The organism is Lysinibacillus sp. A1, assembly GCF_000801965.1.
GTDB classification, from domain to species: Bacteria; Bacillota; Bacilli; order Bacillales_A; family Planococcaceae; genus Lysinibacillus; species Lysinibacillus fusiformis.
In genome coordinates this window covers 164,488-189,451 of sequence record NZ_JSZM01000015.1, presented here as the reverse complement: position 1 = coordinate 189,451, position 24,964 = coordinate 164,488, and the positions used below count along the sequence as shown (strand labels likewise).

The window sequence follows — 24,964 nt, the reverse complement described above, 5'->3', positions numbered from 1 at the left end:
CCGCTGATCAAAATGCTCTATTATTTTTCTTCTCCTAAACGTTGGACAAAATTAGCAAGTGTACGTACCATCACACCTGTACCACCTTTAGGACCTAGATCATGGACAGCTACTGCATCGGATGTTCCGGCAATATCAAGGTGAATCCAAGGTGTTTCACCGACAAATTCTCCGACAAAGCCCCCACCAAAAATCATATGTCCATCACGACCAGGTGAGTTGTTTAAATCTGCTACATCAGATTTACGAATTCTCTTTTTATCATTCTCTGTCAAAGGCATACGCCAAACAAATTCATCCGTTTCCTCTGCTGCTTCCATAAATGCTGCAAAAAATTCATCATCATTAGTAAGAGCACCTGTTTTATCCATACCTAGCGCAGTAATGACGCCTCCTGTTAAAGTAGCGACATCAATTAGCGATGCAGCCCCCTGCTGCTTCGCATATGTAGTTGCATCTGCCAGAACTAAACGTCCTTCTGCATCCGTATTTAATACTTCGACTGTTTTGCCACTATACGTTGTAATGACATCATCTGGTTTAAATGCTGTGTCAGATACCATATTATCAGTAGATCCGATAACCGCCACTACATTTTTATTTGGACGTAATTCACCGATAATTTTCATGGCACCAAGCACTGCTGCTGCACCGCCCATATCGCCTTTCATCCCAACCATCGAGTCTTTTGGTTTTAAGGAATAGCCACCTGTATCATATGTTACACCTTTACCAACGAGACCAATTGGATTTTCAAAATCATCAGACGCTTTATATTTTAATGTGATTAATCGAGGTTCTTCGTAAGAGCCTTGGTTGACACTTAAAATGCCGCCCATCCCCAATTCTTCTAATTGCGCTTTACCTAGAATCTCTACTTCAAAGTCATATTCACTTGCCAAAGATTCCGCATAGTTTGCTAAATCAGTAGCCGTTAGTAAATTCGGTGGTAAATTAATTAGGCTACGTGCCTCATTCACTGCATCCGCATAAATGACGCCGACCTCAAAGCCTGCTACAACTTCGTCTAAATCCTCTGCTGTCGTTACTAGATGAACAGCATCAATACGTTTATCCACTTCGTTTGAAGTTGTTTTGTAATGAGGAATAGAATAATAGCCTAGACCAGTTCCTTCACCTGCTAAGAAGGCTACATCAGTCACTGAGATTGTTTCTGTTGTAAATGATTCAAGCCAGATGGAATACTCTTTTACTTTTAAGGCTCTTAGCTCTTTCCCAACTAAACCAAAGGCTGCTCGAATATCCCCTTCTGTTAGGTTTTTACGCTCATCTAGCCCTACAAATAAAATACGTTTTAAATTGGCATGATCCTTCACAAATGGCAGCTTCGTTAGCTTCTTAAGCTCAGTTGAAACGTCTCCCGCGCTAACCCACATATCAAGTGATTCACCATAAAAAGATGAAAAGCTTGCCCAATCCTGCATTTGCTCACGGTGTTTAGTGACACCCACCACTAATAATTCAGTAGAAATTGTTTCAAATGTCTTTGCTTCTTTTACAATATTCATGTAAATTCCTCCATTCCATCTACTATTATAACGAAGTTTCTGAAAAGCGCGTAATATTTGCCTATATCTTCTTTTAGAAAATAATGAATGTTATAATAAAAGCAATTATTTGCGAAGGTTGTGATGAATTTGAGTTTACTTCAAAATACCCCCTTACTGATTGCCCTCTTTTCGGTTATCTTTGCTCAGTTTGTCAAGATTCCCATCCATTTTCTAATGACCAGACAGGTGAAATGGAGCCTCTTTACTTCTACAGGCGGAATGCCTAGCTCTCACTCCGCTTCTGTTACTGGACTGGCAACCTCTATTGCTTATGAGACGGGTTTAGCATCCCCTATTTTTGCCGTAGCCGCAATGTTTTCCATTATTGTTATGTACGACGCAAGCGGTGTACGTTACCAAGCAGGGCAACATGCTGCGATTTTAAATCAATTGCGTAAGGATTTCCAAACACTGCTTCATGATTTAAAAAAATGGCCTCAGATGGATGGGCAAGAGAAAATGGAGGAATTAAAAACGTTATTAGGACACAAACGAAGTGAAGTATTTTTTGGGGCGCTCACAGGTATTTTTATCGCCATCATAACCTACGAATTTTTCATATGATAGCTAAGACACATCCTTTTATGATGGAGGATGTGTTTTTTATCGAATAAAAAAAGTACTCTTCTTTCATTCAATAGAAAGAAGAGTACTAAGTAAATTAGAACATGCGATATCCACTTTTTCGTAAATAAATCATCACAATGCCTGCCACGATGGAGCCTGCAAAGCCGCCTGATAAAATAGCAATATCTACAAACTGAAGGGCTTGTAATTTATCGATTAACGCTGGAAATGCAGAACCTGGCTTGAAAATATAATCTAAGAAGCTTACTTCATCCACGATAAAGATCACAACAATTGGATATACAATCGCCATTAACCACGTCATACGTAACAGCATGTTTAATAAGAATCCGATACCAAAGAACATGACGAAAAATAACAAAATAGAAATGATTAACTGTACTAATGAAACTGGACCATCCATGTATGTATAACCTCCGTTTTCCTCTCATTAGTTTACATGATTACGACAACGCTTTCAATGAACATATCCTTGTTTTCGCTTGTTCGACATATTTAGGAAATCATTTACGTTGATTGTGATGGACCATGGATATTTTATCCTAGAAAATACAAAAAAACTATTGAAGGTCATTTCTTATCTCCAATAGTTTCTTCTATTAATTATGAAGTTGATTGAGTTAATACAAACTTTGGAGATTTCCATAGCTGTGCCCATTTCTTAAACGCTGAAATAACGATGAGTAGCCCTAGCATCAGCATGATAACGGATAAGATGCCGTTTAACATATTAAAGCCGGAAGCTGCTGGATTCCAATAAACATTTTTAATCATCCAATAGCCAGCCACATTCACGGTGATGTATAAATAAGTTAATGGGATAAAACAAGTTAGTGCATAGATTCGTTTATCTGCCACCTTCAGTACCATCGTCACTCCACATACTAAACCAATTGCCGCCATTAGCTGATTAGATACACCGAATAATACCCAAATGGAGCTAATATCCCCTGAATACAATAAATACCCCCACATAAAGCAAGCAAGTGCACTAGCGAAAATGGTTCCTGGTATCCAATTAGTACGCTTTAATGGCTTATAAACATTGCCCCCAAAGTCTTGAATTAAATAGCGTGCCACTCGTGTTCCAGCGTCTATCGCAGTTAGAATAAAGACAGCCTCAAACATAATGACAAATTGATAGAAATAGGAAGATAACTCCGCAAACCAAGGAATACCTGTAAAAATATCCGTCATTCCGACAGCTAATGTCACGGCTCCTCCTGTTCGTCCCTCTAAGTCCATTCCAATACTTTGAGATAATGCTTGTAAATGAACAGGCTCCATTCCTAATGTAGCAAAAACTGCTGGCGCTGAGTTAATGGCAAAATAGTCTGCTGGATGCAGGGCTGTAGCTGCAATTAACGCCATCACACCTACTAACGACTCCACTAACATTGCTCCAAAGCCAACGATTCGAATATCTTCCCAACGATCAATCATTTTAGGTGTAGTACCTGAGCCTACAAAGGCATGGAAGCCGGAAATAGCTCCACAGGCAATCGTAATGGATACAAATGGCCACACAGGACCTGCAATTACCGGACCTCCACCATGAATAAACTCTGTAAATGGCGGGAACTGAATAGCTGGGTTAACGAAAAAGACACCGATAATTAAAGCGATGAATACTCCTATTTTCATGAAACTACTTAAATAATCACGTGGAGCTAATAATAGCCATACAGGTAATGCCGCTGCAAAAAATGCATAGATCGGTAAAATAATTGCTAATGTATCACGGTCAAATGTTAAAAAATCACCAAATGCAGTTCCTTGAATAAGCGGCCCAATAAATACGCCTATCATTAATAAAACAAACCCAACCGCAGACGTAACAAGTAAATTGCCTGTTTTACGATAAGCAATACCCACAAGCATAGCAATTGGAATGGTGATCCCTACTGCAAACGTCCCCCATGGATTGCGTTCTAAAGCTCCTAAAACTACCATAGAAAGACCTGCCATTGTAATTGTAATAATAAACAGCATAGCAAGGCCTGTACAGAAGCCAGCAATCGGACCGAGCTCTTCCTTCATCACTTCGGATAAAGACTTACCACCATGGCGCATAGAAGCAAATAACACGACTGCATCATGGACAGCTCCCCCAATGACAGCCCCTATTAATAACCATAGAAGGCCAGGTAAATAACCAAACTGTGCAGCTAAAATCGGTCCTACTAATGGCCCCGCAGCAGCGATGGCTGCAAAGTGATGCCCAAAGGTTACCCATTTATTCGTCGGAACATAGTCTTTACCATCTTCCAAAGCGTGGGCGGGCGTGGGCGTATCATCCTTTATTTTCAGTACCTTTTTTGTGAAAAATATGCCATACAAACGATAGCTAATCACTAAAATACAAATAGAGCCTATCACAATTGTAATCGCATTCATGCAAACACCCCTTTTACTTTTTCCACATCATAGCAAAGGAATGTCAACGATATTCATAAAATTAACTGAAATGTCAGAATCAAAAGTTGAAACGTAGGTTTCTACCGCTGAAATGCAACTACCTCGAAAGGTCAAAAATTTTCCGCACATCCTTCATATAGAGCCTACTGACAGGAATGGAATGTCTGTTATGCAAAATTAAATTATATTTAGAACTACTCCAAGGCTCTAGCTCCACAATATGCTCTAAATTTACGATAAACGCACGATGGACACGCACAAATCCCTTTAATGTCAGCTTTTTTTCTAATGCTGCCAATGACTCCGAAGCAAAAAACCTCCCTTGCTCTGTGACAACCACTGTTTTACTGTCCTCCGATGTACAATATAAAATATCCTGTATTTTCATTAATAAAATTCGATCGTTGACATAAACCGTTAATTTATCAAGCTTGTCCAGCTGTGAAATCTTTATTTCTTCCATCGTTTTCGCCTGTGTGGCTCTTTTTTTAGCTACTAACTTTTCTACAGCAGCTTGTACTCGTTGTGCTTCAAAAGGTTTCAGAATATAATCAAAGGCATTCACCTCGAATGCCTGTAATGCGTATTCATCAAAGGCAGTAGCAAAGATAATTTCGGGTCTTTGTGTATGCAACAGTAATTGTTTAGCTAAATCAAGTCCATTATTCATGCCTAACTCAATATCTAAAAATACACAATCAACCTGTTCATACTGTGTCGTGTTGTAAAAATCCTCAAGACTTTCAGACTCACCACAAACATTTACTAACGCTGTTTGCTCTAATAAATAGCGCAATTCAGCGCGTGCCAACGGTTCATCATCCACAATATATACATTCAATCTCTTCTACTCCCATCTAGTCGCCTTTAACGGCAGTTGAATCATTATTTTTGTTCCTACATCCAATGTACTCACTATATGAAAATCAGCGTCTGAGCCATAAATTTCATGAATACGCTGATAAATATTCCACAACGCCGTTCCAGTCCCTTGCTCCGATTGCATAATCCGTTTACCGAGCTGCTTTACCTGCTCTTTTCTCATGCCACAGCCGTTATCTTCGGTTAGCAAAACTAGCTTATCGTTCACTCGTTGTACTTTGACAAAAATCTTGCCTTCCTTACGATGTTTAAATGCATGATAAATAGCATTTTCAACAAGAGGCTGCAATGTAAATGGTGGAATCTGCACATCGAAAAGTGATTCATCCATAATAAACTCTACTTCGTAACGATTGGGAAATCTTGTCTGCTCAATGGATAAATAAGCCTCAACATGGTCAATTTCATTTTTCAATGGAATAAGCATTTGCCTTGCACCTTGTAAATTGCTTCTAAAAAATGTACTAAGCTTGATCAATAATGCTCTTGCCTCATCTGCATCTGTACGGATTAAGCTTGATATCGTATTAAGGCTATTGAAGAAGAAATGAGGATGAACCTGTGCCTGTAATGCTTTTATTTCAGCATCCTTTAATAACTTTCTCTGTTGTTCAATTTCAGCATATTCCAGCTGTGAAGAGAAAAGTCTACTTAAGCCCTCCGCAAGCTCCTTCTTCACCCCTGTTAATGAATCTGCCTTCGTGAAATACAGCTTTAGGCTCCCAACCGTGCGATGCTGTACCATTAAAGGCAATACAATGGCAGCGCTTAAAGGACAATCATCATGTGGACATTGAATTTCCTTCGCCGAAGTAGCCATTAATATTTTCCCTTCCTCTAGTACTCGTTTCGTCAAAGCCGTCATAATTTCCCGATGAATTAAATGATGGTCTTCCCCAACGCCAACATGGGCTAATACACCGTTTTTATCCGTAATGGCGACCGCCTCTACACTAATTTCTCTTTTAATAATTTCTGCCACCGTCTGACAGGATTCCTCATTCAAGCCTTTTCGGAAATGCTCAATCGTTTGTTGAGCAATTGAAAATGCTTGATGTGTTTGCAATGCCTTTGTTCGTTCTTCTTCATCAATAAAAGTCTTTATAATCATAAAAAATAAAAAGATTCCAAAGGCATTCATCAAAATCATTGGCATAGCAATTAATGTTACTAACTGCAAAGCTTGCTCGAATGGCTTCGCAACTACTAAAATCACCAACATCTGTATCGTCTCTGCACAAATTCCAATGATAACAGCTTTCTTATAGGAAAAAGTTTGACGTATTTTGAAACGATTACTTAATCCACCGGTCATAAAGCCTGCTAAAATCGTCGAAATGCCACAGGCGATCGCTGTAAAGCCCCCTAGTGTCATACGGTGAATCCCTGCTATAATCCCTACACATACACCAACAAGTGGTCCACCGAAAATGCCTGCTATGGCTACACCAATTAATCTTGTATTGGCAATAGCCTCCTCAGCATTAATCGTACTATGTATCATCTGATTTAATGGGTGTATCGTACCGCTTTCAATTTTAATCCCTGTATAGCTACTAATGATACATAAGCTACTAAAGATAATGATGAGCCATATTTTCTCCTTCGTTCCTTGCTCCTGAAACAGCTTCTCTCGAAACAGTCTCCACCTTGACATTAAAAAGGCAAACACAATGATCAGCCCAACGCGCTCTAACATAAATAAAAATAGCTCCATCATAGGTCCCCCTCCCGAAGTCATATCATTTTTTAAAGAACAGTCGATACGAGGTATACCCAAATATATCGCCAGGATTAATCCCCTCTATTGCATCTAGCTGATGTTTTTCGAATTGATTGGATGCCATTTCTTTTAACATAACGGAGGTTGTTTCATCTTGTGCGAGCTCCTGTGGATACAACCATTTGGCCTCCAGTATTTCTTTTTCCTGAATGCATACCTGCTGCTGTTCATCTAGCATACGACAATAAAAAATCGCCATATTATCACTGATATCGTCACGGATAACGCCTGTACGAAATCCTATTAAGCCCGATACACTGCAATCTATTCCTGTTTCTTCTTTTATTTCACGGATGACCGCCTCATCCACGGTTTCACCTGCGTTAACAAATCCCGCCGGCAATGACCAACGTCCTTTCAATCCGCTATACGCTTTTTTCACAACTAGCCATTGTCCAAGCTCATTCACTGTAACACCCGATACGCCCAGCCATATTTTCCCTCGATCTTTTCTCATAACCTTCACCTCTATATTTCTATTATACCTGCTTGCTTTCAGTGGAATGAAGCTTTTATTCAGAATTTTAAGACCAATCTTGTTAATTCAATAAAATGCATAGACAATCCTTATTTGTAAATATGTTACACTTAGTGCACCCCATCATTTTAAAAAGAAAGGAGATTTTATGTTACATGCACTATCAGTACGAGCAAAGTACTTTATAGCAGCCCTTATATTAGCGATACTCACGCCTTTTTTAGCCTTTTTTACGCCACTAACCATATCTCAGACATTCTATACTGATAGACAGGATGTCATCCTGATGACACCACCTAGCAACTTTATTATGCTATTAATAGCCTTAGGCTTGATCTTCGTAGTTTTCATTGTACTCGGATTAAAAAGGAATCCAAGCATCTACATACTTGCATGCGTCATCATCTTAAGTAGTATCGTATTAGGTTATTATTCTTTATTAAGCTATAGCGCCATACAAAAGGATCAAATCGTTTTTCAACAGTATCACCATCAAACTATTTATAATTGGCAAGATTTAAATGAGATTATCTATGAATACGAAATAGGTACGTTTGGAACCTATTATTTTCAAACTAAAAGCAATGAACAATTTATCATTGAGGAAAATGGACAATTTGGTCTTGATGAAAAGAGAGCTATCTATAAGCTAGCAGTTTTAAACGGCGTAAAGTTTATGGAGCGTGAAAAGTCTGATTAACTCCATGCTAAAAGGCTTCTTTCATCACCAGCGAAAGAAGCACTTTTCTTATTTTCACTTTGTTTCAATAATCCAGCAATCGTCAGAGAAGGTATTGGTTTTTCATAAAATAAAAGCCATCCCCCCAACCACATTGTTGAATACAGAAAGGGAGAGTAAAATGATCATTAAAATGACTCCGTCTACTATGAAGGATTTTAATAAATCAAACGACGGTTTTATAGTCTCGGGAAAAATTATACCGACATTCAAAGATAAAGTTTGGACATTTACAGAGGAAATCTGTTCTGAGCCTTACTTCAAAAAATATGAAGAGGATGAAATTGATCTTAGCTACATAGATGATATCGAGAAAGCTGTATTTTTTTATTATATTGACAACAGCTGTGTAGGGCAGATTAAGATGTGCTCTAACTGGAACGGATATGCGCTTATTGAAGACATCGCTGTCGCAAAAGATTATAGAAAAAATGGCGTTGGCACTGCCTTACTAAATAAAGCCATTGAGTGGGCCAAAGAAAGGAACTGCTGTGGTCTCATGCTTGAAACACAAGATATCAATGTTTCAGCTTGTCATTTTTATGCTAAAAATCAATTTGTAATAGGTGCAGTGGATACGATGCTATATTCAAACTTCCCAACAGCAAATGAACTAGCAATTTTTTGGTATTATAAATTTTAATTATTAAAGTGCCTTGTTTAATGATCTAAACAAGGCTTTCCTTTTAGACTTCAAAACACAGTAAAAGCCTCTTTAATTTGTTGTTTTCAAAACATACAAATCAAAAAGGCTTGTATTCACAACCTAATCCAGATTGTGTTTACCTATTATCAGGATTGTCTTCTACATTTATATCACGTTTAATTATTCACAAATCTCAGGTGTACCTTCACGCTTTGCTGTTTTGAAAGATGTACCGCAGCCACATGATGCAATGGCATTTGGATTATCGATTGTGAAGCCACCGCCCATTAGCGATTGTTTATAGTCAATTTTTGTTCCCATCAAAATCGGCGCATCTTCACGGGAAACAAGAATTGTTAAACCATGTTGTACATCTACAAAATCTTCCTCTTTTTTCTCTTGATCAAAATGCATACCATAGGATAGCCCACTACAGCCGCCACCGTTTACTACTACACGTAAAAAAGAACCTTGCTCTTCATTATGCTCCATCATTTCATTAATATGAAAACCGGCAGCCTGTGTAATTTCAATAACTTGCTTTGTACTTGTCATCCCCATCACCTTCCTTCTTACCTAATATCATATCAATTTTGACCATTGTATGACAAACATTCAGCTTCAAGGTAAATTTTAGTGAGAGTTCTCATATTTTTCACATGTTTAGGAATTTTTATTCATGTTTCTACTAGCACCATTGGTATAATAGTTACAACGACTTCTATGTAGGGGGTAATATATATGGATATTTCACCGTATTATGAAAAACAAATTCAATGTTTGAATTGTAAAAAGGATTTTCCAACGTTAAAAGTTCGTTCCAAATTTATTAAAGTAGAGCATACCGAAACTGATTTCCACCCTATTTATACGGATGATGTGAATGCGCTTTATTACAATGTCTTCGTTTGCGAGCATTGTGGGTTTTCATTTACAGAGGACTTTACAAAATATTTTGCACCAGGTATTCAAGATGAGATTCATACACAAATTACAAAAAAATGGGTGCATCATGATTTTAAGGGAGAACGTACTGTTTTTCAGGCGATACAAGCGTATAAATTGGCTTTCCTCTGCGGCACGATAAAAAAAGAAAAACATGTCGCTATTGCTGGTTTAGCCTTGCGTCTTGCTTGGCTCTACCGTTCGCTCAAAAATAGTGGGCAAGAGGAGCGCTTTATGAAACTCGCGCGTGATCATTATATGGAATCCTATTCAACAGAAGATTACAGTTCTACACAAATGTCTGCTGTACGTATTATGTATATGATTGCCGAATTATCAAGAAGAATCGGAGACATCGAAAATGCGACACGCTTCTTCTCTAGAGTAATTGAAAAACAAAGCAGCGGTGGCGAGGCAAAAATTGTGGATATGGCAAAAGAGCAATGGGCTGTCATCCGCGAAGAAAAAGAGCATGCGCGCCACCTATAAATAAAAAAAGTTCTAGTCTGAGATTCAGCTAGAACTTTTTAAATGTCTTAGAATACTTGCTCTACTTCCACAATTCCTGGTACTTCTTCTAATAATGCGCGTTCGATACCAGCTTTCAAGGTAATAGTAGAACTTGGGCAACTGCCACAAGCACCTAATAAACGTAATTTTACAACGCCATCCTCAACATCTACTAATTCACAGTCTCCACCGTCACGTAGTAAGAACGGACGTAATTTATCTAATACCTCTTGAACTTGGTCGTTAATTGTTGCTTCAGCCATTTTATCTCGACTCCTTTCCTTATAATGATTATAATGTTAGCAACAGAAAAAATCCAATATTGAATCACAAGGAGAGAAAATACGATGCAACCAACTAAACCTATGATTGAAATTTATGGAACAGCTGTAATTTGCGCTAGCTGTGTCAATGCTCCATCTTCCAAAGATACATATGAGTGGTTACAAGCAGCTATCGATCGAAAATATCCAGATCAACCATATGATATTCGTTATATCGATATCGAAGGTCCAATTGAGAATGAACGTGATCAAGACTATGCGACACGTATTCAGGAAGATGAATTTTTCTACCCTCTTGTCCTCATTAATAATGAAGTCGTTGGTGAAGGCTATGTACAGTTGAAACCGGTATTCACTGCACTTGAAGGTTTAGGATTTGTTCCAGATACAACAGTTTAATCAAAGCCAAGGGATTGTTTCCAATAGAAACAATCCCTTTTACTAACTAATCATTTTGACGTTTGTAATACCATAATAATCCTGATTTCATTAAACGAGCGATACGACCTGTAACGGTTGTATCTGCCAAATAAACAAAGCCTTGTTTTTTACCAAGGGCACCCATGAAACCTTTTAATTTAATATCTGGCATTTTTTCAGGTAAATGTTCGCCCTTCCAGCGCATACGAAGTACTTTAACAATTAGCTCTGCTTGTTCCTCTGCTAACTGCGCAGTTGGAGGTAAATCTGAGGAAGCACAATCTCCAACAATATATACATGTTCATCGTCAAGTACATTAAAGTACTGTGTTACTAGTGGACGACCCTGTTTATCCTTCTCCACATCCATATCACGTACGATTTTGACAGGCTGTACGCCAGCAGTCCATACGACCTTGTCGAGTAAAATTTCATCTTCATGATTGAAAATTTTACCTGGTTCCACTTTAGTAATATTGGAATTGGCAATAACATCAACGTTATGCTTCACGAACCAATCCTTTACATATTTACTTAGTTTCTCAGGGAAATCCTTTAGAATACGTGGACCTCGGTCAAATAGCTTAATTTTTAAATCAGATCGACTTTCACGAAGCTCACTTGCAAGTTCGATACCACTTAAGCCAGCCCCTACAATTCCGACTGTAGACCCAGCTGGTAAACCACATAACGCTTGAAGTGTAGCACGTGATTGTCCCATCGTTTGAATGCTATAAGTGTACTCCTCTGCACCTGGTACACCATGATATTTATCTTCGCAACCAAGACCAACGACTAAATCATCATATTCAATACGTTGTCCATCTTCTAAGATAACAACTTTTTCCTCTCGATTTATTTCAGTGATTTCTCCATATACAGGCGTTAAACGTTCATGCTCAGGGAAGCTTACACGTATTTCTTTATCTGTAGCAGTTCCAGCAGCTAACGCATAAAACTCAGTTTTTAAACTATGGAAAGGGGCTCTATCTATTATGACTACCTCTCTGTCTAATGGCAGACTATTTAATAGACGAAGCATGACACGCATATTGCCATAGCCGCCACCTAAAAGTACTAATTTACCCATAATATTCTCCTTTAATATCTCTTTTAATAATTGTTCACAAAGTATCCACAAACGAGTATAACCGATTGTGAGAAGTTTCACAATATCAGAATGAAAATTTGTGAAGGATTTCACAAAATAAATGAAAAGATGTTCATTTCGATAGATTTTTAAGCAATTAATAACGGTTTTCCCTTAAAGTTTTATATAAAAACACTTCTTTACCTTCAATTTAAATAATTGACGAAATTCATAAAACCGAGTAGCATTACTTTGGTGAGGTGACATGGATGAATCCAATGGTTGAATTTTGTATTAGTAATTTAGCAAATGGCTCTCAAGCAACTTATGAAGTACTCGAACGCGATCCGAATATCGACGTTTTGGAATATGGCTGCCTCAGTTATTGTACAAAGTGCTCAGAATCTTTTTATGCTATTGTCAATGGTGAATTAGTAGAAGCTGATTCTCCAGAAGCGTTAACGAAAGCCATTTATCAGTTTATTGAAGAAAATCCTTTATGGTAGTTTGCTAAAACGCCTATATGAATAAATTTGAACAAAAAAAATGGATGTTATGCTAAAAAATTTGCATAACATCCTTTTATTTATTGTAACGCATCCACTATATATGTAGGTTGAAGTTCTTTCTCTTGTACAACCTTTGTGGGTGTAACGCCTGTATTTACATGGATTGTGTCACAGCCAAAATTAATTCCGCACATGATGTCCGTATCATAATTATCACCAATCATAACCATGTCTTCTTTAGAAAAATGATGTTCTGTCGCAATTACTTCTAGGATAGCAGGTGATGGTTTCCCTATATAAATAGGATCAACACCCGCAACCTCTCCTACTAAACGAGCAAAAGAACCATTTCCTGGTAAGAAACCATATTCTGTAGGGAACTTAATGTCCTGATTTGTGGCAATAAAGACTGCTCCTTTTTGAACAAATATTGTCGCTCTAGCAAGTGCCATATAATCAAGTGTTCGATCAATTCCCATGACAAATACATCCGCCTCATCTTCAACAGGCACAATATTTTCACTAAGTAATGCCTGACGAATACCATCAGATCCCATCATAGCTACTTTTTTACCTGCATAATGGAGTGCCACATACTTCGCTGTGACGGACGCACTTGAATAAATATGTTCTAATGGCGCACTAATCCCTATAGACATTAAAGCATCTTGTAGTTGTTCACGTGTTTTAGAAGAGTTATTTGTAACATAAAATGGCTCGATTCCTGCTTGCTGTAAGCGATGAATAAAAGCAACAGCAGAAGAAATCCCTTCTTTTCCACGGTAAACAGTGCCGTCTAAATCAAAGCAATAGGCCTTATAATCTCTCATTGATGATCCTCTGGTAAAAAGGCAGAAACTGGACCTAGCTCATTTGTTAAATAACTATGGACTGCAGGCGAAAATTGCTTTAATGCCGATAAATTGGCTGTAAGTACGTGGACAACTTCATCGATATCTACCTCTATAAACTCGCGTACTAGCATTTTACGCAAGCCAACAACAGCTTTATATGGTGCCTCCATTTCAGCAACTACGACTTTTTCATCGACTAATATATCAATAATATCCTCGTAGCTTCCTGGGTCGCGCATTATGAAACCGTCAATCATTAAATTTCCTACATCCATCATTGACTCCATAATGTTGTGACCAATTCGCTCGATAGCTAATTTCTTTATATCATTTTGAGACCAGTTATTCTCTGTCTCCAAAATGGCTAATAGCCCATCTAAGTACTGTAAATTTTTTGTGATTTTATTACGATCTACAAAATACACAAGGAAAGCCCCCATTCAAATCTTTAAAAGTTGATAGTCTTTTCTCTTCTATAGTACCATAACTATAGGACTGGAAGGAGATTAAAAGATGGAACGTTTTTTTTTATATGATGATGTAGAAGATACAAAAACTCGCTTTGTTAGCTTTGCAGGAAAAAAACTGCGCTATGATTTAGCGATATTACAATCTGGCCGCTTCTTTGGGAAAGTGCTTGTCATGGATATACAATTTGGTCGCTTTGCGATTATTGGCCCTGATGATGTAGAGGAGCCTGGCTACTTAGAACATGTATACAATCGTACAGAGGATGAAACCGAGGAACTTCGAGAATATTTACGTGAGCTATTGAACTAACACCCTTTTTACAGGGTGTTTTTTTATAGGTCATCATTATATTACACGGCATTTTTTGTGAATCAATCAAGATAAAAAAATTCCGCTCACCAGTTGGCTTTTGCGAAATCTTTAAAGGTCGATTATTTATTGAGTGTGGATGGATTATCTTTATTATGTGGCTTGTCTTTATTTTCATTATCATTTTGCTTTTTCGCTTCGTTGTTTTGACCAATCACGCCTAAATCATCTACACTAATATCAAAACCATATCCATATTCTTCACGATCTAGGTTTTTTTTATTGCGCTTATCCTTCGTCAACATCATCACCTCCACACATAAATTATCCTTTTTTCAACGTTTTATACTTCTTGTAGCTTCTTTTCTCAAGCTGTTGCATCCTTTATTATCCACCGAGCAGCACTCATCAAATCAGGCAAAATTGCATCTGCTAATGGGTCATCCTCGCCTAAAAACACGCCCTTTGTACCTGCTTGTTTTCCCGCTATAATATCTGTATCCGTATCACCCACCATATAGGATTTCGATAAATCAATATTATATTTCTTTCCTAAATCAATAATTAGTTTACTATTAGGTTTTCTACAGGCACAGCCTGACTTAGGCTTATGTGGACAATAAACTACTTCATGTATAATGGCACCGTTTTTCTTTAGCTCCTTGACCATATGCTCATGTATTTTTTGCAAGCCACTTTCGCTCATAAAGCCTAAACCAACACCCCCTTGATTTGTCACAACAAAAATATAGTCAAAGTGTTTATTTAATTTGCGAATGGCTTCTGGAACTTGTGGTAAAAAGTATAAATCTCTAGGCTTATTAACAAATTTCACGCGATTTGTTAATACTTCATTGATTACACCATCACGGTCTAAAAAGACGGCTCTTTTCATTTGTATCTCACCTTTAATTAGCTGTTTTGAGCTTTATTATTCCCCAATCATACAAAAACTAATAAAAAACAAAGAAAAAAACTTGATGCACATCACATCAAGTTTCTTCTTGTTATTCTGCTAATGGTTCTTGGTCAGTTGGTTGCGCTGTTATTTCATTCACATCCAACACCTCTGGCTGTTTCATTACTTTCCCTGTTTTACGTAAGACAAAATAGGCGCAGCCAAAATTGCAATACTCGTATAAATAATCTTGAAGCGTACTTATTTTCGTATCAAAAGTCGACTTTTGATTTTTATCATCAAAAAAGCCCTTTAATCGTAATTGGTTATAGCCCCAATCACCTACTATATAATCATATCTAGCCAATATATCGGAATACCTTTCTTGAAAAACTTCTTCCTGAAAGGCTTCACGAAAATCTTCTAAAAGTTCATATTCCAATCCTTCAACTATGATCAAAGTGACACCACCCTCTTGTTCATCCTTGACGCTTAGAGCTCTGCTTGTAACTGACGTTCTTTTGTTGCAGCATTTACTTGTTCGTCAGCATGGTAACTACTACGTACAAGTGGGCCAGCTTCACAATGTTTAAAGCCTTTTTCCATAGCAATTTTTCGCAGTTTCCCAAATTCTATTGGTGAATAATATTTTTTAACTGCTAAATGCTTTTTCGTAGGCTGTAAATATTGACCAATCGTCATGATATCCACATTATTTGCTCGTAAATCATCCATTACCTCTAAAATTTCTTCATGAGTTTCTCCTAAACCAATCATTAAAGATGATTTCGTCGGAATATCTGGTTGCATTTCTTTAGCTAGACGAAGGAACTCCAAAGAACGCTCGTATTTTGCACGAGCACGTACTCTCGGTGTTAAACGACGTACTGTTTCAATATTATGATTTAAAATATCTGGCTTCGCATCCATTAACATTTGAAGATTTTCCCTCATACCACCTAAATCAGATGGTAATACTTCAACAGATGTGAAAGGACTTTTACGGCGAATAGCACGGACTGTTTCTGCCAATACTTCCGCTCCGCCATCTTTTAAATCGTCACGCGCTACCATAGTAATGACAACGTGCTTTAGGTTCATAATTGCTACTGAATCTGCAACACGTTCTGGCTCTGCCAAGTCTAATTCATTCGGCAAGCCCGTTTTTACTGCACAAAATCGACAAGCACGTGTACAAACCGAACCAAGAATCATCATTGTAGCTGTACGTCTTTCTCCCCAGCATTCATGAATATTTGGACAGCGAGCTTCTTCACAAACCGTATGAAGATTTTTCTCACGCATTAGCTTCTTAAGACCTTTATATTCATCATTAGTGTTTAGTTTTATTTTTAGCCAGTCTGGTTTTCTTAAATGTTCTTCTTTACTTGTAGGTTTACAAGATGTCATACGGATATCGCCCCTATCAAAAATATGCATTTTTTATATTAACTATCTTCACTGTTGTCAATGTAACATAATAAATGAACTCCAACAACTATCACAGTAAACATTTCTATTTAAATGGCACAGGTATTTCAATGGATGGTTGAGGCGCATCACTACTATTGGTATAGATGTTCGGTACTGGACCTCTAGTTAACCCCATAGCTACAGGAATATCCTGTGCGACGGTTGAGGATTTACTCGCAAACGGAACTATAATTTGGACATTTACCTCTAAATGAATGCCCACTTCTACATACGCACTATTAATACCAAATTCTTGAATAGATGAGGTCACATTACTATGGACATTTCCGATCACGTGGAATCGTATAGGGATTTTTGGTCCTAAGTTGCCGAGCAAAGGTATATTGGCGGCTTGCCCGAGTGGCACAAAAAAGACAATGCCATCGCCATCCTGAATTCTGTTAATATCATATTCAACATTATCTAATTCAGGCAAATGTGAAAGCTCTCCCTGTTCTGCCTGCTCTAAATACATTTTTACAAGCTCTAATGTCTCCGCTCGAACACGATTAATAATTTCCGTATTAAACTTTGTCGTCATCATATCAGAACTACCTGGAGGAATATCTTCAATGATATCATTTACATCTAATACATTGGAGGTTCGTGAGTTAATGGCTTTACTTACGACATATGAAGCAATTTTTGTAGTTTGTACCTCTGCATATTGCAAATAGGTGGGCATGAGCCGTTCATTTAAATAATAAATAAATAATATAAGACAAACAACCATACTAACAATTAAAATAGTTAATCGATTAAGACGTATTCCCCGTTTATTATAAGAGCGCAATTTCATCCTTTTTCGAGGGAAAAACAAAAAAATCTCCTCCTGTTCCATAACGTATGAACAGGAGGAGTATTTTATTCTACCTTTGCAGGAACCATATAATCTGTCTCAACATTTTCAATTAAAACATTTGGATAGTCCACTAAATTAATCTCATATGTAGCTGCGAGCAGTTGATTTTGCTCCTCAAAAATACGAATCCATGGTAATGCTGCATCCAATGGGTTTTGTCTAGATACAATGCCACGTCGACCATCTGATAATTTTAAAATAACGCCATTTGGATAATGAACGACAGCTCTTTTAAGCGCTTTTACGATGCGAGCATCATATAGCGTACCGGAGCCTGCCTCTACAATAGCTAGTCCTTGTGAAGGAAGCATTTTTTCACGATATACTCGATTCGTTGTAACCGCGTCAAAAACATCGGCTACACCAATAATTTTGGCAAATGGGTGAATTTCAAAATCAACTAATCCTCGTGGGTAGCCACTTCCATCAATACGCTCATGATGTTGAAAAGCGCAATGGGCCACTAGCAATGAAATAGAATGTAAATTGCGTAATAAATCAAAGCCATAGCGGGCGTGCATTTTCATCGCTTCAAATTCTTCATTAGTTAGACGACCTGGTTTGGTTAGGATATCTTTTGGTACCATTAGTTTACCTACATCATGTAGTAATGCACCAATCCCTACTAACCGTAAATCCTCAGCAGAGTAGCCGAGCTCTTTGGCGATGGCTATCGAGTAAAGTGTCACTTGGAAGGAGTGTTGATATAAATATTCATCAAATAAATAAGCATCTGTTAATATCGTTAATATTTCATCATTTCCAGTAACAGCAGAAAGTAGTTCATCGACAATCGAGACAATTGTCTTTGATTGTTGATCTAATATATAAGAGGCATTTACTGAATTTAAACCATCGATTGATTGAAATGAATCTTTAATTGTTGTGATGACTTTATTTCGCATCGCAGGTGGCACAGTTTCTTCTACTTCAATGCCCTCCGAAATATCATCGTCAATGTATAGGTAATGTGTATTTAACTGTTGAAGTCGCTGAATAATGCGGTCATTAATAATGACATCCTTCTTTAAAAGCGGATGCCCCGCCTCATTCCAAATGGTTCTGCCTAATACCATTCCTTCTTTTAATACATCGATTGAAATTAATCGCATGATTTCTTCCCCAATCTATTCTTTAAGCTAACACTATTACTTAAAGAAACTTTGACCATAATCTATCATAATGTTTCGTAAAAATTCTGGTAATATATATTGCTTCTTTGCATATTTGAAACTTGGATAAAAATACCCAAAAGTAAACAAATCTAAAGTTACAAGTTTATAGATTTGATTATTATCTGCCAGCTTTCCATTCATTAATAACTGACGATTGTCGTTCATGGAAAAACCATATGTCAACATTTTTCCAAAAATGACACCTCTAAACCCTAATCCTTTTAATTCAATATAGGGCCATTCTTCATTTTTTGATTGCATATAGATTTCCTTTATTTCCGTAACGGATAATTCAATTGTACATAAATTAATAGGATGTGGAAAAATACGATGCACATCTAATGCAGTCACATTTCCTTTTGGTAGACCATCTAAAAAAATCCCTGCATTAAACAAGGCACAGTCAGCACCACTTTTTTCTAAAATAGCATGTGCAAATAAATCAGATAACTGTGAGTAGTGGAACCATTCCTTATTATAAGATTTTTCGGTCGTAAATACGGGTGTATCCAGTATTCTAATTCCTTCATCCTCTAGGGATTGTACAATTTGCTGTTCGTTTTGGATATTTGGCAAGTCCTTATTATGAATTAAAGTATCCTTTTTTTCAACAATTTTCCTCATTTTTTTATCATATTCGATAACAAGATGTCCTGTATATTGTCCAAATTTCCCGCCACCTGTCAATAAAACACCATTGACAAGTTTCCCTTCTGGCAAGACATGATGTGTATGAGAACCGAATATGACATCAATTTCTGGACATTCCTCCGCTAATAGCTCGTCTTCGGTTATCCCTAAATGTGAAAGGCATAAAATAATATCAACTTCTTTACGTAGTTGATGGGCTAAACGAAGAAGTGTGCTACGCGCTTCAACCAACTGCCAATTTAACGCCTCATAATACACGTCAAACATAGCCGTGGCTGCAATTATCCCTAGCTTCGTTCCCTTCTTTGTTGTAAGCACCACATAGGGCTTCAGCCAGGCTGGATTTCTCCCATTAACCGCATCAATATTACCTACGACGACATCAAAATTTGCATCATCATATAAATGAAAAAGCTCATCATGAGACAATGTAATGCCCTCATTGTTCCCAATTGTCACTACATCATATTCTGCCTCGTTCAGTAATTGTACATTCCCCTTACCAATTGTCGCTTCAGTATAAATATTAGAGCGATCTAAATGATCTCCCACATCAAACAAATAACTCGTTTCCCCTATACTCTCTAGATTGTTGCGCTCCTCTTTCACATAGCTTTGCATTCGTGGCCAATACTTAAAATGACTATGCAAATCATTTGTGTGAAAAATATGGATTTTTTCAAGCATTAAAGCCACCTCATTTTCATTAGCTAGTCTAGCCGATTACGCCAATATCCCTTCAACGATGGAACGAATTCCTAATAATAATAAAATAATTCGAAGAACCAGTACAAGCGTATCTGATTTAATTTTTTTATTTAACGCTGCACCAAGCTTCGCCCCAATAAAGGCTCCTGGTATGACGGGGATTGTATAAAGCCATGGAACATGCCCCAAATATACATGGCTGGCCGTATTAACAAGTGACGTTAAAAACACTAAAAACATCGAAGTTGCTACTGCTACATGTGGGGGAAATAAGAACAATATAATCATAGCCGGTACAATCATTGAGCCTCCACCTATACCAAATAGTCCTGAGGCAAAGCCCACTCCGAATGTAAATAAAATCGCAAACCAAATCGGATATCCGTAGACAAAGGTTTTCCCTTCGGCATCCGTAAATTCTTGTTGCAGACCATTTTTCACAAACCATTTTACAGGCTTCAATTTGTCGCGTACAAGTAAAATAATCGATAAAATAATAAGCAAAATACCAAAGTATAAATTGAAGGATGGTAAATCTAATCCTTTATTAACCCAAGCGCCCAAAATAGAGCCTGGAATACTGCCGATAAAAAATATATAGCCAGTTTTATAATCCACCGTTTTTGATTTCATATAACTTAATGTGGAGGCTAGTCCTGTAAAAATCATCATTACAACAGATAAACCAACTACTTTTTGTGGTGTTATATCTGGAATCATTCCAAGGTTTAAACCGATATATAAAGTTGCTGGCACTAACACCACGCCACCGCCTAGCCCAACTAATGAGCCAAGGAGACCTGAAAATAATGCAATAATTATTAATAAAATAAACGCCATTATAATTCCCCTTCAAACATGTTTAATTGTTTAGGCGCTAACCCAACATCTTTAATATTCAAAATACCCTGTAATTCCTTCGCGTTTTTCGCTGCATGATTACCCGAATTGTTATTAAATAATATAAATAGTTCCTGCACCTTTGTCTCAAGCTTCGTGATTTGCTGTCCAAGCTGTTGCAATTCTTCTTTATTATAGTCATATAAAAAGCGAACTTTGCGCCAATTTTCTGCATTCCCCGTGTTGCGCCAACCATGTATATTTCGCCCATGGATACGCACCAGCGCCTTATCGGCAGTCACTACAGGATGGAAGGGTACAGATCCAACACCAGCCTGTGGTTCATCACAAATCGTATGAATCAATTGATGCTCTCGTAAAAAGTCCATTGTTTGTTGTACTACATTATCTGCATACCATGTTTGATTGCGAAATTCGATAGCCACTTCGAAATCCTTTAGTTGTTGACGAATATACAATAAGTATTGAACATTTTTCGACTGACAATCAAACCACGGTGGAAACTGAGCTAAAACCATTCCTAGTTTCCCCAAACGTTTAAATTCATAGGCACATTCAATAAAAGCATTGAACATATCATTTTTGGATTCAAAAGGAATATCTCCCCGCAAATGTCCCGTCATGCCTTGATAGGCCTTCACTATAAAACGAAAATTCTCCGGTGTATTCTCACACCATTTACGAACATTCTCTTTGGATGGTATGGCATAAAAGGAAGTATCTACTTCCACTGCTAAAAAATGACCTGTATAATCAAATAATTTATCCTTTGAAGTAGTCACTCCACTATAAAGTGAAGGGTGATCGCCCCATCCAGTTAATCCAACTACAATCATGTGACATCCTCCTCTATCTACAACATAATCATAGCATACAGTCTTCTCATACAATTAAACATCATGTAAAAAATCTAGCTTTCCACAAAGAAAAAGCATGAGTCCTTATACAAATTGAACTCATGCCAAACAAGTTATTTATCAAGATTTTGTTGGATTGCCTCTAAAAAAGCAATACGACTAAACGCTGGGCCACCTTCCATTAGTGGGTCCACAACATTCACAAATACTTGCTCATTTTTAAAGGCATTAATATTTTGGATAATGGGATTCTTTTTAAAATCTTCTAACGCATTAGGAGCATCCGCATTTTCATCCGTAGAAAACTGCACAAATAAATAATCTGGATTCATATCCGCTAGTTGCTCAACAGAAATCGCTTCTTGTGATTTCGCCTTAGCGATTTCAGCAGGAACTTCTAAACCAAGCTCACCATATAAAACGGGGTTTAAAAACACCTCTTTTGGATAGACATAAGCTTGTCCCCCACGAATTCGAATGGCTGCAACTTTTTTGCCTTCTAGCTTTTCTGTTAGGCTAGATTTTGCCACTTCACTATCAGCCTTATATGTAGATAATATTTTTTCTGCCTCTGCTTGCTTGCCCGTTAATTCAGCTAATAAGTTTAAATTAGATTCCCAATTCGTAGAGATATGCGAAACTAAAATGGTTGGAGCAATTTTCTCTAATTTACTTTGTACTTCCTCTGGAAATTTCGTTGAGCCTAAAATCACATCTGGATCTAATTCTAATATTTTTTCAAAGTTTGGCTTAATCTTCTCCCCAATAGACTCTGCCTTATCTGTAACAGCAGCGTACAACTCAGGGAATTTACCACCGATCGCAATCGCTCCTACCGGATGAACATCAAGTACAACCATATCTTCCATGGCCTCCATCGCACCCGTAACAACAATTCTTTCGACCTTATCTGGCACTTCATAGCTTTCTCCAAGATAATCAATGGTTCTTGTCCCATTTTCATCGCTAGAATCATCTTGTGTTTGTGCCACTTCCTCTTTCTTCGAATCTGTGGACGTATCCTCATCTGTTGTTTTCTGCTCTCCGCATGCAGCGAGGATCAGCATAAATACCGCTATCATACTAATAAATAGAAACTTGTTTTTCATGTACTCAATCTCCCTTTCTTAATTGATATTGATTCTCATTATCATTGTAGTATGTGTCCTTATAAAAATCCACTATTATTTCAATATATTAAGAAAATTATTTTTCATACAAAACAAAAACCCTTGCCACAAACATAGTTGTGACAAGGGTTAATTAATACTTTATGCAATAAATCCAGTTATCTTACAGAGCTTAATAAGTCCCAAACCCGTGATTGATAAAGCTTTGAACGATTGCCCTCTCTAAAGGGATAAGTGAGGGCTTCGCTGCTTCTCTCCATTTTCTCAGCAATTACTCTCAAGTGCCCCTTGAATTTTATCGAAGGCTATAAAAGCATCCTCTGCTTCATCATAGTAAACGTAGAAAAGGAGCAGATATTAGAATCTGCCCCTTGAATTTTAATTTTACCCGATAGAACCTTCCATCTCAAACTTGATAAGACGGTTCATTTCTACTGCGTATTCCATTGGTAATTCTTTTGTGAATGGCTCGATGAAGCCCATTACGATCATTTCTGTCGCTTCTTCTTCAGAGATACCACGAGACATTAAATAGAATAATTGTTCTTCAGATACTTTTGAAACTTTAGCTTCATGCTCTAAAGAAACGTTATCATTTAGAATTTCGTTGTATGGAATTGTATCAGAAGTTGATTGGTTATCCATAATCAGCGTATCACATTCAATGTTGGCACGAGCACCGCTAGCTTTAGGACCGAAACGAACTTGTCCCATATACGTAACCTTACCACCTTGTTTAGCAATCGATTTAGAAACGATTGTAGAAGATGTGTTTGGTGCCATATGAATCATTTTTGCTCCAGCATGTTGATGTTGACCTTTACCTGCTAATGCAATAGATAATGTCATACCACGAGCACCTTCACCTTTTAAAATACATGCTGGGTATTTCATTGTTAATTTAGAACCAATGTTACCATCAATCCATTCCATTGTACCGTTTTCTTCAACAACTGTACGTTTCGTTACCAGATTGTATACGTTGTTTGCCCAGTTTTGAATCGTTGTATAACGGCAGTATGCATCTTTACGAACAACAATTTCTACAACAGCTGAGTGTAAAGAGTTTGTTGTGTAAACAGGGGCTGTACAACCTTCAACATAGTGTACATGCGCGCCTTCATCCACAATAATTAGCGTACGTTCGAATTGACCCATATTCTCAGAGTTAATGCGGAAGTAAGCTTGTAAAGGTGTTTCAACTTTAACACCTGGTGGTACATAAATAAATGATCCACCTGACCATACAGCTGAGTTCAATGCCGCAAATTTATTATCTGTGTATGGGATTACTTTACCCCAATATTGTTTGAAAATATCTTCGTTTTCGCGTAATGCTGAGTCTGTATCTTTAAACACAATACCAAGATCTTCAAGGTCTTGCTTCATGTTGTGATAAACTACCTCTGACTCGTATTGTGCAGAAACACCCGCAAGATATTTTTGTTCTGCTTCCGGAATCCCTAATTTATCAAAAGTAGCTTTGATTTCGTCAGGTACTTCATCCCATGATTTTTGTGTAGCTTCTGATGGTTTTACATAGTACGTAATTTCATCAAAGTCTAAATCACCAAGATCGCCACCCCATTGTGGCATTGGTTTTGCATAAAATGTTTCAAGTGCTTTTAAGCGGTACTCTAGCATCCACTCTGGCTCTTGTTTCATATTTGAAATTTCACGGACGATTTCTTCAGTTAAACCACGTTTTGAACGGAAAATTGATACGTCCTTGTCATGGAAACCGTATTTGTAATCGCCGATATCAGGCATTTTTTTAGCCATCGTTTCTCCTCCGTTCATTGAGATGTATTTTTCGAGGTATTCGACCCTTGCCTTGAGTGAAAGTATGTCA

The 24,964-nt window shown here is 37.5% G+C and carries 29 protein-coding genes; 7 read left to right on the top strand and 22 right to left on the bottom strand.

The genetic code is table 11. The annotated features are described in order from the left end of the window. Positions 1-20: 20 nt before the first annotated feature. Positions 21-1,529 carry a leucyl aminopeptidase gene (locus tag PI85_RS14370; protein WP_036119927.1) on the bottom strand — a complete coding sequence of 503 codons (1,509 nt, stop codon included), beginning with the start codon at positions 1,527-1,529 and terminating at the stop codon, positions 21-23. A gap of 123 nt (positions 1,530-1,652) precedes the next feature. On the opposite strand from PI85_RS14370, the gene PI85_RS14365 reads away from it, so the two are divergent. Further along, positions 1,653-2,135 carry a divergent PAP2 family protein gene (locus PI85_RS14365; RefSeq protein WP_029987084.1) on the top strand — a complete coding sequence of 161 codons (483 nt, stop codon included), beginning with the start codon at positions 1,653-1,655 and terminating at the stop codon, positions 2,133-2,135. 97 nt (positions 2,136-2,232) lie between these two features. On the opposite strand, the gene PI85_RS14360 is transcribed toward PI85_RS14365, so the two are convergent. The 5 genes from PI85_RS14360 to PI85_RS14340 all read right to left on the bottom strand — a co-directional run bounded on the left by PI85_RS14360 (position 2,233) and on the right by PI85_RS14340 (position 7,699). Then, positions 2,233-2,562, bottom strand: coding sequence for a YuiB family protein (locus PI85_RS14360; protein ID WP_004228336.1), 330 nt, complete (start codon positions 2,560-2,562; stop codon positions 2,233-2,235). Positions 2,563-2,762: 200 nt separating this feature from the next. Beyond that, positions 2,763-4,556, bottom strand: coding sequence for a carbon starvation protein A (locus PI85_RS14355; protein ID WP_036119935.1), 1,794 nt, complete (start codon positions 4,554-4,556; stop codon positions 2,763-2,765). Positions 4,557-4,674: 118 nt separating this feature from the next. Further along, positions 4,675-5,418: a LytTR family DNA-binding domain-containing protein gene (locus PI85_RS14350; protein ID WP_036119938.1), complete on the bottom strand. Its 744-nt coding sequence runs from the start codon at positions 5,416-5,418 to the stop codon at positions 4,675-4,677. Between the two features lie 6 nt (positions 5,419-5,424). Beyond that, entirely contained in the window at positions 5,425-7,176 is a 1,752-nt protein-coding gene (locus PI85_RS14345) for a sensor histidine kinase (protein ID WP_036119941.1), read from the bottom strand. Positions 7,177-7,201: 25 nt separating this feature from the next. Further along, on the bottom strand, positions 7,202-7,699 hold the full coding sequence (locus tag PI85_RS14340; RefSeq protein WP_036119944.1) for an NUDIX domain-containing protein: 498 nt from the start codon (positions 7,697-7,699) through the stop codon (positions 7,202-7,204). Between the two features lie 169 nt (positions 7,700-7,868). On the opposite strand from PI85_RS14340, the gene PI85_RS14335 reads away from it, so the two are divergent. Then, complete coding sequence (locus PI85_RS14335) at positions 7,869-8,420, top strand: hypothetical protein (protein WP_036119946.1); 552 nt, start codon at positions 7,869-7,871, stop codon at positions 8,418-8,420. A 160-nt stretch (positions 8,421-8,580) separates the two neighbouring features. Next, positions 8,581-9,102 (top strand): GNAT family N-acetyltransferase, encoded by a 522-nt coding sequence (locus PI85_RS14330; RefSeq protein WP_036119949.1) that lies wholly within the window; start codon positions 8,581-8,583, stop codon positions 9,100-9,102. Positions 9,103-9,285: 183 nt separating this feature from the next. On the opposite strand, the gene PI85_RS14325 is transcribed toward PI85_RS14330, so the two are convergent. Then, a complete protein-coding gene (locus PI85_RS14325) occupies positions 9,286-9,660 on the bottom strand; it encodes an iron-sulfur cluster assembly accessory protein (protein ID WP_036127329.1) in 375 nt (124 codons plus the stop codon). A gap of 186 nt (positions 9,661-9,846) precedes the next feature. On the opposite strand from PI85_RS14325, the gene PI85_RS14320 reads away from it, so the two are divergent. Further along, positions 9,847-10,539 (top strand): DUF2225 domain-containing protein, encoded by a 693-nt coding sequence (locus tag PI85_RS14320; protein ID WP_036119951.1) that lies wholly within the window; start codon positions 9,847-9,849, stop codon positions 10,537-10,539. A 47-nt stretch (positions 10,540-10,586) separates the two neighbouring features. Here PI85_RS14320 and PI85_RS14315 read toward each other — a convergent pair whose 3' ends face one another. Further along, positions 10,587-10,823 carry a NifU family protein gene (locus PI85_RS14315; protein WP_004228295.1) on the bottom strand — a complete coding sequence of 79 codons (237 nt, stop codon included), beginning with the start codon at positions 10,821-10,823 and terminating at the stop codon, positions 10,587-10,589. An 84-nt stretch (positions 10,824-10,907) separates the two neighbouring features. Here PI85_RS14315 and PI85_RS14310 point away from each other — a divergent pair, with 84 nt between their 5' ends. Next, positions 10,908-11,243, top strand: coding sequence for a YuzD family protein (locus tag PI85_RS14310; protein WP_036119953.1), 336 nt, complete (start codon positions 10,908-10,910; stop codon positions 11,241-11,243). A gap of 46 nt (positions 11,244-11,289) precedes the next feature. Here the strand turns inward: PI85_RS14310 and PI85_RS14305 are convergent, their stop codons facing one another. Then, entirely contained in the window at positions 11,290-12,354 is a 1,065-nt protein-coding gene (locus PI85_RS14305; protein ID WP_036119955.1) for an NAD(P)/FAD-dependent oxidoreductase, read from the bottom strand. A gap of 269 nt (positions 12,355-12,623) precedes the next feature. Here PI85_RS14305 and PI85_RS14300 point away from each other — a divergent pair, with 269 nt between their 5' ends. After that, positions 12,624-12,860 carry a YuzB family protein gene (locus PI85_RS14300; RefSeq protein ID WP_008178065.1) on the top strand — a complete coding sequence of 79 codons (237 nt, stop codon included), beginning with the start codon at positions 12,624-12,626 and terminating at the stop codon, positions 12,858-12,860. An 80-nt stretch (positions 12,861-12,940) separates the two neighbouring features. Here the strand turns inward: PI85_RS14300 and PI85_RS14295 are convergent, their stop codons facing one another. Together PI85_RS14295 and PI85_RS14290 are read right to left on the bottom strand one after the other, a co-directional pair. Continuing rightward, positions 12,941-13,693 carry a TIGR01457 family HAD-type hydrolase gene (locus tag PI85_RS14295; RefSeq protein WP_036119958.1) on the bottom strand — a complete coding sequence of 251 codons (753 nt, stop codon included), beginning with the start codon at positions 13,691-13,693 and terminating at the stop codon, positions 12,941-12,943. Further along, positions 13,690-14,142, bottom strand: a complete 453-nt coding sequence (locus tag PI85_RS14290; protein ID WP_036119960.1) for a DUF86 domain-containing protein — start codon at positions 14,140-14,142, stop codon at positions 13,690-13,692. The genes PI85_RS14295 and PI85_RS14290 overlap by 4 nt, the downstream gene beginning before the upstream one ends. Positions 14,143-14,230: 88 nt before the next feature. Here PI85_RS14290 and PI85_RS14285 point away from each other — a divergent pair, with 88 nt between their 5' ends. Beyond that, the gene (locus PI85_RS14285) at positions 14,231-14,497 is read left to right on the top strand and encodes a DUF3055 domain-containing protein (protein WP_008178058.1); all 267 of its coding nucleotides are present in this window, start codon (positions 14,231-14,233) and stop codon (positions 14,495-14,497) included. Between the two features lie 122 nt (positions 14,498-14,619). Here the strand turns inward: PI85_RS14285 and PI85_RS14280 are convergent, their stop codons facing one another. The 11 genes from PI85_RS14280 to sufB form a co-directional block, all read right to left on the bottom strand. After that, on the bottom strand, positions 14,620-14,814 hold the full coding sequence (locus tag PI85_RS14280) for a hypothetical protein (protein WP_318533189.1): 195 nt from the start codon (positions 14,812-14,814) through the stop codon (positions 14,620-14,622). Between the two features lie 50 nt (positions 14,815-14,864). Next, complete coding sequence (locus PI85_RS14275; protein WP_036119964.1) at positions 14,865-15,392, bottom strand: HAD-IIIA family hydrolase; 528 nt, start codon at positions 15,390-15,392, stop codon at positions 14,865-14,867. Between the two features lie 112 nt (positions 15,393-15,504). Next, positions 15,505-15,855: a YutD family protein gene (locus PI85_RS14270; RefSeq protein ID WP_036119967.1), complete on the bottom strand. Its 351-nt coding sequence runs from the start codon at positions 15,853-15,855 to the stop codon at positions 15,505-15,507. A gap of 32 nt (positions 15,856-15,887) precedes the next feature. Further along, positions 15,888-16,805: a lipoyl synthase gene (gene lipA, locus PI85_RS14265; protein WP_036119969.1), complete on the bottom strand. Its 918-nt coding sequence runs from the start codon at positions 16,803-16,805 to the stop codon at positions 15,888-15,890. A 106-nt stretch (positions 16,806-16,911) separates the two neighbouring features. Beyond that, the gene (gene yunB / locus PI85_RS14260; protein WP_008178049.1) at positions 16,912-17,709 is read right to left on the bottom strand and encodes a sporulation protein YunB; all 798 of its coding nucleotides are present in this window, start codon (positions 17,707-17,709) and stop codon (positions 16,912-16,914) included. A 23-nt stretch (positions 17,710-17,732) separates the two neighbouring features. Then, entirely contained in the window at positions 17,733-18,842 is a 1,110-nt protein-coding gene (locus PI85_RS14255) for an HD-GYP domain-containing protein (protein WP_008178047.1), read from the bottom strand. Between the two features lie 36 nt (positions 18,843-18,878). Then, a complete protein-coding gene (locus PI85_RS14250; protein WP_036119971.1) occupies positions 18,879-20,243 on the bottom strand; it encodes a bifunctional UDP-sugar hydrolase/5'-nucleotidase in 1,365 nt (454 codons plus the stop codon). A gap of 36 nt (positions 20,244-20,279) precedes the next feature. Beyond that, entirely contained in the window at positions 20,280-21,104 is an 825-nt protein-coding gene (locus tag PI85_RS14245) for a sulfite exporter TauE/SafE family protein (RefSeq protein WP_025116650.1), read from the bottom strand. After that, complete coding sequence (locus tag PI85_RS14240; protein WP_036119972.1) at positions 21,104-21,961, bottom strand: DUF72 domain-containing protein; 858 nt, start codon at positions 21,959-21,961, stop codon at positions 21,104-21,106. Before PI85_RS14240 ends, PI85_RS14245 begins: the two co-directional genes overlap by 1 nt. A 134-nt stretch (positions 21,962-22,095) precedes the next feature. After that, a complete protein-coding gene (locus tag PI85_RS14235; protein WP_036119974.1) occupies positions 22,096-23,091 on the bottom strand; it encodes an ABC transporter substrate-binding protein in 996 nt (331 codons plus the stop codon). A 405-nt stretch (positions 23,092-23,496) separates the two neighbouring features. After that, entirely contained in the window at positions 23,497-24,894 is a 1,398-nt protein-coding gene (gene sufB, locus PI85_RS14230; RefSeq protein WP_008178036.1) for a Fe-S cluster assembly protein SufB, read from the bottom strand. Between the last annotated feature and the right edge of the window lie 70 nt (positions 24,895-24,964).